11 protein-coding genes and 1 pseudogene are annotated in these 13,910 nt (G+C 64.3%); all 12 read left to right on the forward strand.

What is annotated here, in order from left to right; genetic code table 11:
- Nucleotides 1–182 precede the first annotated feature (182 nt).
- The 12 genes and pseudogenes from EN818_RS13745 (at nt 183) to EN818_RS13800 (ending at nt 13,778) form a co-directional block, all read left to right on the forward strand.
- Nucleotides 183–1,205, forward strand: a complete 1,023-nt coding sequence (locus tag EN818_RS13745) for an isocitrate/isopropylmalate family dehydrogenase (RefSeq protein WP_245420587.1) — start codon at nt 183–185, stop codon at nt 1,203–1,205.
- 56 nt (nt 1,206–1,261) lie between these two features.
- Nucleotides 1,262–2,914 carry an acetolactate synthase large subunit gene (locus tag EN818_RS13750; RefSeq protein WP_095808543.1) on the forward strand — a complete coding sequence of 551 codons (1,653 nt, stop codon included), beginning with the start codon at nt 1,262–1,264 and terminating at the stop codon, nt 2,912–2,914.
- 225 nt (nt 2,915–3,139) lie between these two features.
- The gene (locus EN818_RS13755) at nt 3,140–4,315 is read left to right on the forward strand and encodes an iron-containing alcohol dehydrogenase (RefSeq protein WP_095808544.1); all 1,176 of its coding nucleotides are present in this window, start codon (nt 3,140–3,142) and stop codon (nt 4,313–4,315) included.
- 21 nt (nt 4,316–4,336) lie between these two features.
- Nucleotides 4,337–5,074, forward strand: a complete 738-nt coding sequence (locus EN818_RS13760) for a poly(R)-hydroxyalkanoic acid synthase subunit PhaE (RefSeq protein WP_095808545.1) — start codon at nt 4,337–4,339, stop codon at nt 5,072–5,074.
- Entirely contained in the window at nt 5,071–6,180 is a 1,110-nt protein-coding gene (gene phaC, locus EN818_RS13765) for a class III poly(R)-hydroxyalkanoic acid synthase subunit PhaC (RefSeq protein ID WP_095808546.1), read from the forward strand. The genes EN818_RS13760 and phaC overlap by 4 nt, the downstream gene beginning before the upstream one ends.
- Before the next feature lie 2 nt (nt 6,181–6,182).
- Nucleotides 6,183–8,165 carry a CoA-transferase gene (locus EN818_RS13770; protein ID WP_095808547.1) on the forward strand — a complete coding sequence of 661 codons (1,983 nt, stop codon included), beginning with the start codon at nt 6,183–6,185 and terminating at the stop codon, nt 8,163–8,165.
- A gap of 31 nt (nt 8,166–8,196) precedes the next feature.
- On the forward strand, nt 8,197–8,631 hold the full coding sequence (locus EN818_RS13775) for a phasin family protein (protein ID WP_165350007.1): 435 nt from the start codon (nt 8,197–8,199) through the stop codon (nt 8,629–8,631).
- Nucleotides 8,628–9,059: a hypothetical protein gene (locus EN818_RS13780; protein WP_095808549.1), complete on the forward strand. Its 432-nt coding sequence runs from the start codon at nt 8,628–8,630 to the stop codon at nt 9,057–9,059. The genes EN818_RS13775 and EN818_RS13780 overlap by 4 nt, the downstream gene beginning before the upstream one ends.
- Entirely contained in the window at nt 9,059–9,988 is a 930-nt protein-coding gene (locus EN818_RS13785; protein WP_095808550.1) for an alpha/beta hydrolase, read from the forward strand. The genes EN818_RS13780 and EN818_RS13785 overlap by 1 nt, the downstream gene beginning before the upstream one ends.
- Before the next feature lie 46 nt (nt 9,989–10,034).
- Nucleotides 10,035–12,009: pseudogene (gene acs / locus EN818_RS13790) on the forward strand (acetate--CoA ligase).
- A 158-nt stretch (nt 12,010–12,167) separates the two neighbouring features.
- Complete coding sequence (locus tag EN818_RS13795; protein ID WP_095808551.1) at nt 12,168–12,749, forward strand: adenylate kinase; 582 nt, start codon at nt 12,168–12,170, stop codon at nt 12,747–12,749.
- A gap of 231 nt (nt 12,750–12,980) precedes the next feature.
- Entirely contained in the window at nt 12,981–13,778 is a 798-nt protein-coding gene (locus EN818_RS13800) for a TerC family protein (protein ID WP_095808553.1), read from the forward strand.
- The last annotated feature ends 132 nt before the right edge of the window (nt 13,779–13,910 follow it).

A 13,910-nucleotide genomic window follows, 5' to 3' on the forward strand; every position in this document is an offset into this window, starting at 1 on the left:
AGAAGATGGCGGCCAGGCTCACCTATGGCGACGGCACCGTGAAGACCATCCCGATCGTCTGCCGCATCGATACGCTGGACGAACTCGACTACTTCAAGAACGGCGGCATCCTGCAATACGTGCTGCGGGATCTGGCTGCGTAATCAAACATCAACGATCTCAGCATGATAGGGAGAAGAACCGTGACAAAAGCCGTTCCCGCCACCCTGATACCCGGCGACGGCATCGGTCCTGAAATCTCGGATGCCGTGGTCCAGATTCTCGACGCCGTCAACGCGCCGTTCGAATGGGACCGTCAGTTTGGCGGCCTGGCAGGCATCGAACAGGGCGGCGAGCCCATGCCGCAGGCCACGCTCGACAGCATCCGCCGTACCAAGCTGGCTCTGAAGGGTCCGCTGACGACGCCCGTCGGCGGAGGCTTCCGCTCCGTCAATGTGCGGTTACGGGAGACGTTCGGACTGTATGCCAATGTTCGTCCGGCCAAGACGCTGGTCTCCGGCGGGCGCTATGACGACATCGATATCGTGCTGATCCGCGAGAATCTCGAAGGTCTTTACGTCGCCTTCGAGCACTTCATCCCGGTGGGCGACGATCCGCAGGCGGTGGCGATCTCGCAGGGCATCAACACCAAGGCCGAATGCCGGCGCATCGTGAAATACGCCTTCGACTATGCGCTGGCCAACGGGCGCAAGAAGGTCACGGTCGTACACAAGGCGAACGTGCTGAAGGCGCTCACGGGCATTTTCCTCGCCGCCGGCAAGGAAATCGCTAAGGAATATGAAGGCCGCGTCGCGATGGACGACCGCATCGTCGACGCCTGCGCCATGCAGCTCGTCATGAAGCCCGAGCAGTTCGATGTCATCGTGACCACCAATCTGTTCGGCGATATTCTTTCCGACCAGATCGCCGGCCTGGTTGGCGGTCTCGGCATGGCGCCGGGAGCCAATATCGGCCCCGACGCCGCGATCTTCGAAGCGGTCCACGGGTCAGCTCCCGACATCGCGGGCAAGGGGATCGCCAATCCGTTGGCCTTGCTGCTTGCTGCCTGCCTCATGCTGGAACATGTTGGCGAGGGTGCGAAGGCAGAGGCGATCCGCAAGGCGGTGGACACTGTCCTGAACACCGACAACATCCGGACCGGCGACCTCGGCGGCAATACCTCAACGAAGGACTTCGCGGCAGCGATCGTAAAGCGACTGGCATGACACAAACGCAAACAACGAATGCTCCTCCCGAGCAAGACAAGCGGACCGAAATGCGGATGGTAAAAGGATCAGACCTTCTCGTTGCCGCCCTCGAGAACGAGGGGGTGGATCGAATTTTCGGAGTGCCCGGCGAAGAGAATCTCGACGTTGTCGAGTCGCTGCGCAATTCGAAGATCCAGCTTATCCTGACCCGGCATGAGCAGGCCGCCGCATTCATGGCCGCCACCTACGGACGCCTGACCGGAAGGCCGGGCGTCTGCATTTCCACCTTGGGACCGGGTGCTCTCAATTTTTCGACGGGTGCGGCCTATGCCCATCTCGGCGCGATGCCGATGGTCATGATCACGGGCCAGAAGGCGATCATGAGCAGCCGCCAGGCGCGCTTCCAGATCGTCGATGTCATCGCCTCGATGAAGCCGTTGACCAAGATGACCCGCCAGATCGTCAGTGCCGCCAGCATTCCCACGATTGTGCGGGATGCCTTCCGCACCGCGATGGAGGAGCGGCCCGGCCCGGTCCATCTCGAATTGCCTGAAGACATCGCCGGCGACGAGGTGGAGGCCGTGCCGGTGGTGCCGGTCCATCCGATCGAGATTCCGGTTGCGCATCGCACCGCGCTCGACCGCGCCGCCGAGATGATCATCCAGGCCAAGCGTCCGCTGATCATGTTCGGCGCCGCGGCCAGCCGGCCGCGCGGGACCTATGGTATCTCGAGCTTCGTGCGGCGCACCGGCATCCCGTTCTTCAATACGCAGATGGGCAAGGGCACGGTGCCCGGCGGCTCCAACCTCTACATGGGCACCGCCGCGCTATCCGAGCGTGACTACGTGCACGATGCGGTCGACAAGGCCGACCTGATCATCTCGATCGGACACGATACGGTCGAGAAGCCGCCCTTCATCATGGGGCCGAAGGGACCGAAGGTGATCCATGTCGGCTATACGCCGGCGACGGTCGAGCAGGTCTTCTTCCCGCATGCCGAGGTGGTGGGCGATGTCGGCCCGAGTCTCGAACTTTTGGCGGACCGGATCGAAGGCAAACTGCCCAACGCCGCCGCCCTGCTGCCGCTGCGCCAGGAGATCCTGGCCAAGATCGCGGATCGCGCCGACGAGGACCGCTGGCCGGTGACGCCGCAGCGCCTCGTCCACGACATTCGCGGGGTGATCCCCGAGAATGGCATCCTGGCGCTCGACAACGGCATGTATAAGATCTGGTTCGCGCGCAACTACCGGACCTATGTCGCCAACACCGTGCTGCTCGACAACGCGCTGGCGACGATGGGCGCGGGGCTGCCCTCGGCCATGATGGCTGCCATGCTCTACCCGAATCGCCGCGTCATGGCGGTGTGCGGCGACGGCGGCTTCATGATGAACAGCCAGGAGCTGGAGACGGCGGTTCGGCTTAAGCTGAACCTCGTCGTGCTCATCCTCGACGATGGCGCCTACGGCATGATCCGCTGGAAGCAGGCGGTCGACAACTTCCCGGACTTCGGCCTGACCTTCAGCAATCCGGACTTCGTGACCTATGCGCAGGCCTATGGCGCGAAGGGCACGCGGGTCCAGTCCCTGGAGGAGTTCGCGCCGACGCTCGAAGCCGCCTTCCAGGGCGGAGGGGTTCATGTCGTGGCGGTGCCGATCGACTATTCGGAAAACATTCGCGTGCTCATCGACGAACTGCGGGGGCGTACGTCGAAGCCTGCGGATGCCTGATCAAGTTGCACGGGCGGAGGCCGTGCGAGGCTAGAGCACTTCGCGTTTCGGAGGAAAGCGGAAATGTTTTAGCCGGACCGCCCCCAGGGCGGTTGTAACAAGGAATTGGCTTCTTGATTGGCCAGGCACCGTCGGGGTGCCCGGGCGGGGAAGCTTTTGCCTCCGCGATGAATGAGGTCCCGCGCCAAGGCACAGGACCGAAGGCGCGAGACAGGAGATTTGAGCATGACACCATTCACCTTCCAGGCGCCGTCCAACATTCTTTTCGAGGCAGGGGCATCGAAAAAGATCGCTGAACTCGTCAAGGGTTATGGCGCCAGGCATGTTCTGCTTGTCACCGACAAGGGCGTTCGAGGCGCGGGGCTGACCCGGAGCGCGGAAGCGGCGCTCACCGAGGCCGGCATCGCCTTGACCGTGTTCGAGGACGTGGTCGCCGATCCGCCTTCGCATGTGATCGAAGCGGCGGCGGAACTGTGCCGCGGGCAGGGCGTCGACGTCGTCGTCTCGATCGGCGGCGGCAGCGCGCTCGACACTGCCAAGCTCGTCGCCTATCTCGCCAAGACGCCGGACAAGCTCGACGACATCTATGGCGTCGGCATGGCCAAGGGCGAGCGCCTGCCGTTGCTGCTCGTGCCGACGACGGCCGGAACGGGATCGGAGGTGACGCCGATCGCGATCGTAACAACGCCGACGACGGAGAAGAAGGGCGTGGTCTCGCCGCGTCTCATCCCGGACTGGGCGATCCTCGACCCCGAATTGACGCTGGGCCTGCCGCCGCATGTGACGGCGGCGACCGGCATCGACGCCATGGTGCATGCGATCGAGGCCTATACGAGCAGGGTCAAGAAGAACCCGATGTCCGACCAGCTCGCGCGCAAGGCGCTGGAACTCTTGTCGGCCAACATCCGGACCGTCTTCACGAATGGCCAGGATCTGGAGGCACGCTCACGCATGCTGCTCGGCTCGATGCTGGCCGGCATGGCCTTCGCCAACGCGCCGGTCGCCGCCGTGCATGCGCTGGCTTATCCGATCGGCGCGATCTTCCACGTGCCCCACGGCCTGTCGAATGCGCTGGTCTTGCCGCATGTGCTGGAATTCAACCGTCCGGCGGCTTCGGTGCTCTACGCCGAGCTGCTGGCGATCGTGAAACCCGACCATCGTCCGGCGTCCGCGACCGAGGCCGCTGCCGCCTTCATCGACGAGATGACCGCGATCTGCCGCGACTGCGAGGTGCCGGACACGCTGTCGGCGGTGGGAATTGCGGAAAAAGACCTGGCCAAGCTGGCCGAGGACGCGATGAAGCAGACGCGGCTGCTGGTCAACAATCCGCGGGAGCTCACGCATGAGCAGGCGTTCCAGATCTACGCCGACGCGCTCGCCGGACGCCGTGCGGCGGCCTGATCGGGAAGGGCGAAGCAAGCCATGGCCGACAGGCAAGACAAGCAGCCGGAGCTTTCCCAGATGTTCGTTCGCATGAGCGACGCCTGGCGCGAACAGATGGAGAAGGCGGCGGCGGCAGGCAAGATGTGGTCGGATTCCATGATGCCGTTTCTGACCACGCGCGCGGCCGACAGCAGCCTTTTCGCGGCAGCACAGGGCGGTGAGATATCGGAAGCGATCAAGCGCATGGCCGAGGGCCCGCAGCTCGCCGACATGCTGAGCCTGGACAAGCAGATCTATGCGGTGATGGCGGCCTGGATCGAGGTCCAGCAGCGCATGGCTGCCTATCGCGCCGTGGTCTCGGTGCCGTGGACCCGCGCCTTCGACCGCTACGGCGCGGCGCTCAAGGACACAAAGGGCGACGCCGAGACGAACGACGACTGGCGCAAGCAGTTCAACCTGTGGAGCGGCATCACCAATGAGGAGCTGATCAGGAACCAGCGCTCGGAAGAGTTTTTGACGGCGCAGCGCGAGCTGCTGCGCGCTGCGCTCGATCTTCGTCTCAAACAACAGAGCATCGCCGATCAGATGGCCAAGCTGTTCGGTCTGCCGACCCAGCAGGATTTCGACGAGTTGACCCGGCAGGTCACCGAGCTACGGCGTGAGCTGCGCGCGCATCTGAGAGCACAGCGGCGCCCCGCAAGCGGTCAAGCTCTATCCGAAGGGAACGAAATGTCCCGGCCTGTCGGCAGAAAGCGCTCGAACAGGGGGGCGGCATGACGGACGTCAAAGCCAGTGCCGCGCTCAACAGCTTCTTCGAGGAGTTTGCCCAGAACATGGGCAAGATGCAGAAGGGGGCGGATGTGCTTGCCGGCATCCGGGACGCCGACGTCGATGTCGGCGCGACGCCCAAGACGCTCATCCAGCGCCGCGACAAGGTGGAGCTGTTCCGCTACGAACCGCTGACGGACCAGCAGGTCGAGACGCCCGTGCTGATCGTCTACGGGCTGATCGGCCGCTATACCATGGCCGATCTCCAGCCCGACCGTTCTCTGGTGCGCAGCCTGCTGAACAAGGGGCTCGACCTGTGGCTCATCGATTGGGGGCAGCCCGGCCGCAACGAGCGGTGGCTCACAATCGACGACTATGTCGACGACTATATCGACGAAGCCGTGGAGCGCATCTGCCGCGAGACGAGCCATGACAAGATCACGCTGCTCGGCATCTGCGAGGGCGGCGTCTTCACCACCTGCTACACGGCGCTGCACAAGGAGCGCGTCAAGAACCTCGTGCTGACGATCACGCCGATCGACTTTCATGCCGATGTGGACGATCCGGCGGCACATCACGGCTTCCTCAACATCTGGACGCGGAGCCTCTCGCCGGAAGACATCGACCGCATGGTCGATGCGCTGGGCGTCATCCCCGGCGAGTTCATGAGCTCGATCTTCTCGCTGATGACGCCGATGCGGTCGCTGACCAAATACAATGTCGACCTCATCGACATCATCGATGACAAGGACAAGCTGATGAACTTCCTGCGCATGGAGAAGTGGCTGGCCGACAGGCCGGACCATCCGGGCGCAGCGGGGCGGCAATGGCTCAGGGAACTCTATCAGGAGAACCGCCTCTACCAGGGCAAGTTCGTGCTGTCGGGGCGCGAGGTCGATCTTGGCGCCATCGATGTCCCGGTGCTCAACATCTTCGCGCTGGACGACCACATCATCCCGCCCACCTGCTCGAAGGCGCTGGCGAAGAAGGTCGGCAGTTCCGACTACACCGAGATCCCGCTTCCTGGCGGGCATGTCGGGCTGTTCGTGTCCTCGAAATCGCAAGGCGCGCTCACCAAGAGCATCGCCGAATGGCTCCAGGCGCGGGACGGCTGACGATGCGCAACAAGATCGTCTCCGCCGCCGAATCCGTCGCCATCGTCCGGTCGGGCGACACGGTCGCAAGTTCTGGCTTCGTCGGCGTCGGCACGCCGGACGCCGTGATCAGCGCATTGGAGAAGCGGTTCCTCGAGACCGGCGAGCCGCGCAACTTGAGCCTTGTCTTTGCCGCGGCACCCGGCGACGGCGCGGAGAAGGGCCTCAACCGGCTGGCGCATGACGGCATGGTCAAGCGCCTGGTCGGCGGCCATTTCGGGCTGGTGCCAAAGCTGGCGCGCAAGGCGGTCAGCGGCGAATGCGAGGGCTACAACCTGCCGCTCGGCTGCGTCTCGCACCTCTTTCGCGAGATCGCCGGCCGCAAGGCCGGTCTCCTGTCCAAGGTCGGCCTGCAGACCTTCGTCGATCCGCGCAACGGCGGCGGCAAGCTCAACGCGCGCACCACCGAAGACCTCGTCGAGCTGATGAAGATCGGCGGCGAGCCGTGGCTGTTCTACAAGGCCTTTCCGATTCACGTCGCGATCCTGCGCGGCACCACTGCCGACCCTTATGGCAACGTGACCATGGAGAAGGAGGCGCTGACGCTCGACAACCTGTCGCTGGCCATGGCGGCGAAGAACTGCAAGGGTTTCGTCATCGTCCAGGTCGAGCGGATCGCGGCCGCCAATTCGCTCAATCCGCGCGCGGTCAGGATCCCCGGTGCGCTGGTCGACTGCGTCGTCGTCGCCGAACCCGAGCACCATGCGCAAACCTACGCGACACATTACAACGGCGCCTTCTCGGGGGAGCTTCGCGCGCCGGTCGACCGCAACGTGCCGATGGCGCTGGACGAGCGCAAGATCATCGCCCGCCGCTGCGCCTTCGAGCTGCCGATGGGCGGTGTCGTCAATCTTGGCATCGGCATGCCGGAAGGGGTCGCGGCGGTCGCGGCGGAAGAGAGCATCATCAATCTGGTCACGCTGACGGCGGAGCCGGGCATCATCGGCGGCATTCCGCAAAGCGGCCTCGATTTCGGCGCCGCGGTCAACGCAGAAGCCATCATCGACCAGAACCAGATGTTCGACTTCTATGACGGCGGCGGGCTCGATCTCGCCTGCCTCGGCCTCGCCCAGGCCGATGCCCAGGGCAACGTCAACGTCAGCAAGTTCGGCGACCGGCTGGCGGGCGCCGGCGGCTTCATCAACATCTCGCAGAATGCCCGGCGGCTGGTGTTCTGCGGGACCTTCTCGGCACGCGGTCTCAAGACCGAGGTCAGGGACGGCCAGTTGCATATCCTGCAGGATGGCCAGCAATCGAAATTCGTCGACAAGGTCGAGCAGATCACCTTTTCCGGGCAACTCGCACGCCAGATGCGCCAGCCGGTGCTGTTCGTCACCGAGCGCTGCGTCTTCTCGCTCGGCCAGGAGGGGCTCGAACTGATCGAGGTCGCGCCGGGCGTCGACATCGAGCGCGACATCCTCTCGAAGATGCGCTTTACGCCGATTGTTCGTTCGCCGCGCCTGATGGCCGCCGCGATCTTCGGCGACGCGCCGATGAAACTGGATGAGCTGTTCCTCAATCGCCCCCTGTCGGAGCGCATGGAGTTCGACGAGGGACACAACACTCTCTACCTCAACCTCGGCGGCTACCGCGTGTACACCAGCGCCGACGTCAACGCGGTGAGGGACGCCATGCACTCATTGGCGCGGCGCGTCGGCCGGCGTTTCTCGGCGATCATCAACTATGACGCCATCGATATCGCGCCCTACATGAGCGATGCCTGGTTCAACATGGCAAGCGAGGTCGAGCGGGAGTGCTACGACCACGTCTCCCGCTACACGACCAGCGCCTTCCTTCGCCTCAAGCTCGGCTCGGCGCTCGCCGATCGCGACGTTGCCCCACACGTCTTTGAAAGCCAGCACGAGGCCGCCGACCACGTGCTGGAGAAATCCAAGGCCGCAAGGCCGACCCAAAAGGCCTCCCATGCCTTGTCCGCCCGACCCTGAAACCGCTGCAAACAGATCTGGAGAACTCGAAATGTCAAAAGCAACATCCTTCGGCCCGGACGTTCAGGCCGTCAGCGACCAGATCAAGGAAATGGTCGGCCAGTTCAAGGTGCCGGGCATCGATGCGCAGGCCATGGTCGAACAGCAGCGCAAGAACATCGGCGCCGCCGTCGAAGCCATGCGCGTCGGCAGCAAGGGCACCCATACCGTCGCCGAACGGCAGCTCGAGCTCTTCCACGTCACCTCGACGCAGCTTCTGTCCCTGTTCACTGAACAGAAGTTGACGCCCGAAGAGCGGACCAATCTGGCGAAGGAGGCCTTCGAGGCGGCGCTGGCCGGCTCGCGCGATCTCTATGACATCACCGCGAAGGCCAGCGAGGAAGCCTATTCCATCGCCAAGCGGCGGGTCACCGATGGGGTTGAGGAGTTCCGCAAGCATCTCGACCGCAAGGCGACGGAAAAATGAGAATCGGCATGGCGAGTTACCATCAGCCGGCGCTCAATCTCGATCAGTTCGAGGCGGTTGTCTGGAAAGGCAAGGTGCTTGGGATAAACGCCGAAGCCGTTGCCGATCAGCACACCAAGAATATCGATGCCGCCGTCACAATGTTGAGGACTGCAAGTGACGGGCTCGGCAGAGCGGTCGAGCTGCAGGGCAAGATGTTCCAGGCTGCGTCGACGCTCATGCAGTCTCTATACGCCGCAGGGCCAATCACCCCGCAGCACGGAGCAAACCTTGCCTGTGAAGCGGCGTTCACAACATTGGCCGGCTTTTGCGAAGCCCATGACATCGTGTCATCGACAGTGGAGGAGGCTTTTGGGACGGCGCGCAAGCGCGCCATAGAGGGCGTGCAGCAGATCCGCAGACACGTAAGGCGCGAAGACCTCTACTGATGTCCAACACCGTTCCATTTCAACGCGCCGCTCTCTCGCCGGAACCGCTGGAACCGGACCGCAGCAACTATCTGCTCGGCCTCTCGACCAAGGGCTACCACAAGATCGCCTATGTCGAATGGGCGCCCAAAGCGGGGGGCGTTCCGACCCTCTGCCTGCATGGGCTGACCCGCCAAAGCAGGGACTTCGACTTTCTCGCGGCCGAGTTGGCGATGCACGGACGCTGGGTCGTCTGTCCCGACCTGCCTGGCCGCGGCCGCAGCGCGTCGCTGGCCGATCCCGACGACTATGCGTTGCCGCAATATTGCGCCGACATGAACGCCCTGATCGCGCGGCTCGGTGCAAGCGAGGTCGACTGGGTCGGCACGTCCCTCGGCGGATTGGTGGGGATGGTTCTGGCAGGAATGCCCGGCTCCTGCATCCGCCGCCTGGTGGTCAACGATATCGGGCCATTCGTTTCTTCGACCGGCTTGATGCGCATCGGCGGCTATCTGCGCGACATGCCGGCTTCGTTCGCGACGATGGAAGCGGCGGAGGAGTACTTCCGCAGCATCCTGGCACCCTACGGTGACCTCGACGACCCGCAGTGGCGCCATATCACCATGCACAGCGTGCGCTGGGACGATGAGCGCAACCGGTTCGTCATGCTGTGCGACGGCGAGATCGCGCGTGGCTTCCGCAGCGCCTGGTTCGCCAGCCTCAACATCTGGAAGTACTGGGAGCAGATCAAGGTGCCGACGCTGATCCTGCACGGCGCCAAGTCGGATCTGCTGACGCCGCAACTGTGCGACGAGATGTTGGCGCGTAACCCGAATGCCGTCGTGCACCGGTTCGACGAATGCGGTCACGTCCCGCCGCTCTTCGAACCGCATCAGATCAAGGTGGTCACGGATTTCCTCATGGCGAGGCGGCCAACGGACACTGGCTGAGGGCGGCTGACGCCCTGCATCGGCCGATGAGTTTCGGGAGGGAAAGATGAGTGGAAGTGCAAGGGAGCAGCAATCGGGGACCTATCGCGTGCCCGTCGAGTGGTCGAGCCGGGCTCACGCCGACAAGGCGACCTATGCGGCGATGTATGATGTCTCCGTGACGAACCCAGACGCCTTTTGGGGTGAGCACGGCAAGCGCATCGATTGGTTCAAGCCGTACACGAAAGTCAAGAACACCTCCTTCGCTCCGGACAATGTCGCGATCGAATGGTTCGAGGACGGCACCACCAACGTCTCCTACAATTGCATCGACCGCCACCTCGCCGACCGCGCCGACCAGGTCGCGATCATCTGGGAGGGAGACGACCCCAAGGACGATCTCAGCATCACCTACCGCGAGCTTCATGCCCGGGTCATGAAAATGGGCGAACGTGCTGAAGTCGCAGGGCGTGAGGAGAGGCGACCGCGTCACGATCTACCTGCCGATGATACCAGAGGCCGCCTTCGCGATGCTCGCCTGCGCCCGCATCGGCGCGGTCCATTCGATCGTCTTCGGCGGCTTCTCGCCCGACAGCCTGGCAAGCCGGATCGCGGACGCCTCGAGCGCCGTCCTGGTGACGGCGGACGAGGGACTGCGCGGCGGCCGCACGGTGCCCCTGAAGGCCAATGTCGATGCCGCGCTGGAGCGGATCCCCGAAACGGTCGCCAGCGTCATCGTCGTCCGGCGCACCGGCTCGCCGGTGGACATGCATCCGGGCCGCGACCGCTACTTCGACGATCTCGCGCCCACCGTGGCCGACGAATGCGCGCCGGAGGAGATGAAAGCGGAGGACCCGCTGTTCATCCTCTACACCTCGGGCTCGACCGGCAAGCCGAAGGGCGTGCTGCACACCACCGGGGGCTATCTCGTCTACGCATCGATGACGCACCAATACGTCTTCGACTACCGCGACGGAGACGTCTACTGGTGCACCGCCGATGTCGGTTGGGTCACCGGCCACAGCTATATCGTCTACGGGCCGCTCGCCAACGGGGCCACCACGCTGATCTTTGAAGGCATCCCGACCTACCCGTCGATTTCCCGCTTCTGGGATGTCGTGGACAAGCACAAGGTCAACATCTTCTACACCGCCCCCACCGCGATCAGGTCGCTGATGGCGGCCGGCGAGGAGCCCGTCAAGGCGACCTCGCGCGCCACCCTGCGGGTGCTCGGCTCGGTCGGCGAGCCGATCAATCCGGAAGCCTGGGAGTGGTACCACCGCGTCGTCGGCGATCGCCGCTGCCCGATCGTCGACACCTGGTGGCAGACCGAGACCGGCGGCATCCTGATCACGCCGCTGCCGGGCGCGACCGATCTGAAACCCGGTTCGGCCACGCTGCCCTTCTTCGGCGTCAAGCCGGAACTGGTCGATGCCGCAGGCATGGTCCTGCAGGGCGAGGGGGAGGGCAATCTGGTCATCGCCGATTCCTGGCCGGGCCAGATGCGCACGCTGTTCGGCGACCACGACCGCTTCGTGCAGACCTATTTCTCGACCTACAAAGGCAAGTACTTCACCGGCGACGGCTGCCGGCGCGACACGGACGGCTACTACTGGATCACCGGCCGGGTCGACGACGTGATCAACGTATCGGGCCATCGCATGGGCACGGCCGAGGTCGAGTCGGCGCTGGTCGCACATCCAAAGGTGTCGGAGGCCGCGGTTGTCGGCTACCCGCACGACATCAAGGGCCAGGGCATCTATGCCTACGTGACGCTGATGGCGGGCGAAAACCCGAGCGACGATCTGCGCAGGGATCTCGCGGCCTGGGTGCGCAAGGAGATCGGGCCCATCGCAACCCCCGACAAGATCCAGTTCGCGCCCGGCCTGCCCAAGACCCGCTCGGGCAAGATCATGCGCCGTATCCTACGCAAGATCGCCGAGGACGAATTCGCAGCTCTTGGCGATACCTCGACGCTGGCCGAACCGGCGGTGATCGACCACCTCATCGACAACCGCCAGAACCGCAAGAGTGTGCGATGAGCCCGTGGCGCATTTCGCAAGCCGAGGAGCCCGGGCTGCCTCGCGTATGGGAGCGAAGGCACCGGCGGGAACGTCGGCTTATCGGTGCGACTGGCAGTGAAGGCCTGCGGCTGCGCCAGCACGACCAGCCTTGCCTGGAGGATCTGAGGAGGAGAGGAATGAGATTGATCATGCTGGGTCCACCCGGTGCCGGCAAGGGAACGCAAGCCGCCCGGCTGGCGGAGCGGCTCGGCGTCCCGCAGCTGTCGACCGGGGAAATGCTGCGGACGGCCGTCGCCAAGGACACGCCGGTCGGGCGTGCAGCAAAGGCGGTCATGGAACGCGGCGATCTCGTCAGCGACGAGATCGTTATCGGCTGCGTGCTTGAGCGTATCGCCGATCCCGATGCGGCCAGCGGCTTCATCCTCGACGGCTTTCCGCGCACCCTCGGCCAGGCCAGGGCCTTCGATGCCGAGCTGGAAAATGCCGCGTCCAAGCTTGACGCTGTGCTGGAGCTCAGGGTGGTCGAAGCGGCGCTTCTCGATCGCATCATCCATCGGGCGTGCGTGGCCAAGGCTGCAGGCCTGCCGATCCGTTCGGACGACAATCCGGAGGCGTTCAAGGTTCGGCTGGATGCCTATCGGGCCCAGACCGAACCGCTCGCCGAATACTATCGCGGGGTCGGTCTGCTTCGAACGGTCAACGGCCTGTTGCCCATGGATGATGTGACCTCCCACCTGCTGGCAGAGCTGAGGCTTTGACAGCTTTGGAAGCTGTCTTCGGCCCCACAATCGCGCGCCTCGACGGGGCCGACCAGTGCAGAGTTCGAAAGTTCACCGCCATGCCGGTAGTGCTCGCAAACGAAACTTCCTGGCCCCCGACGGGCGGCTACGGCCATTTCCAATCGCGCGAGGCGCTGCTCGGACGCGCCACGCGCCACGTCCTTGAGCACGCGAGCGTGCCAACCCTGTTCTCGAATTGAGGAGGTCACCATGCTGGAATCCCTGACAAGCCTATTCACCCTCACCGTGCTGGAGGTGGTGCTGAGCATCGACAATCTGGTGGTGATTGCGGTTCTCGTCGGCAAGCTGCCGGTGGAGCGGCAAGCGTCGGCGCGCTATACCGGCATGGTGATGGCGCTGATACCCCGCCTCGTCCTGCTGCTGTTCATCGGCTGGATCATTGGCCTGACCGAGCCGCTATTTCATCTCTTCGACCATGGGGTCTCCGGCAAGGACCTGATCCTGGCGCTGGGGGGTCTGTTTCTGATCTACAAGGCGACCCATGAGATCCACGCGAGCCTCGAGGGCGAGGAGGGCGAGGCCAGTGCCAGGGTAATGGCCAATTTCGCCGCCGTCGTCACGCAGATCGCCCTGATCAATCTCGTCTTCTCGATCGACAGCATCGTCACCGCGGTGGGCATGGCCAACGAGATTTGGGTCATGGCCGTGGCGGTGATCCTGTCGATGATCGTGCTCATGATCGCTTCCGGCCCGGTAGCCTCGTTCGTCGAGGCCCATCCCACGGTGAAGATCCTGGCGCTCGGGTTCCTGATCATGATCGGCATGGCGCTGGTCGCCGACGGATTCGGAGCGCACGTGCCCAAGGGCTACATCTACACCGCCATGATCTTCTCGGTGTTCATCGAACTGATCAACATGGCCCTCCGCCGCCGCGCCCGCCCGGTGCATCTGCGAAATCCCTACGGGGAGGAGACCGAGCGCGCCGGCGACGAGCGCCGCGCGCTCGAACTCGCCGACATGCCGGGGGCGGGCGGCAAGTCGATCTGAACGCTGTCCGGCGCGGTCGGCGAACGCGCGATGGACGCCGGCGCGGAGCCCTCCGCGCCGGCGATCCCTTTCTCATCCAGCCGGCGCAGCGGTGTGATGCCGCCAGACGCCATAAGTCCTGCGACGGTGAAG

Origin of the sequence: Mesorhizobium sp. M3A.F.Ca.ET.175.01.1.1, from assembly GCF_004791945.1 — a bacterium.
GTDB lineage: Bacteria > Pseudomonadota > Alphaproteobacteria > Rhizobiales > Rhizobiaceae > Mesorhizobium.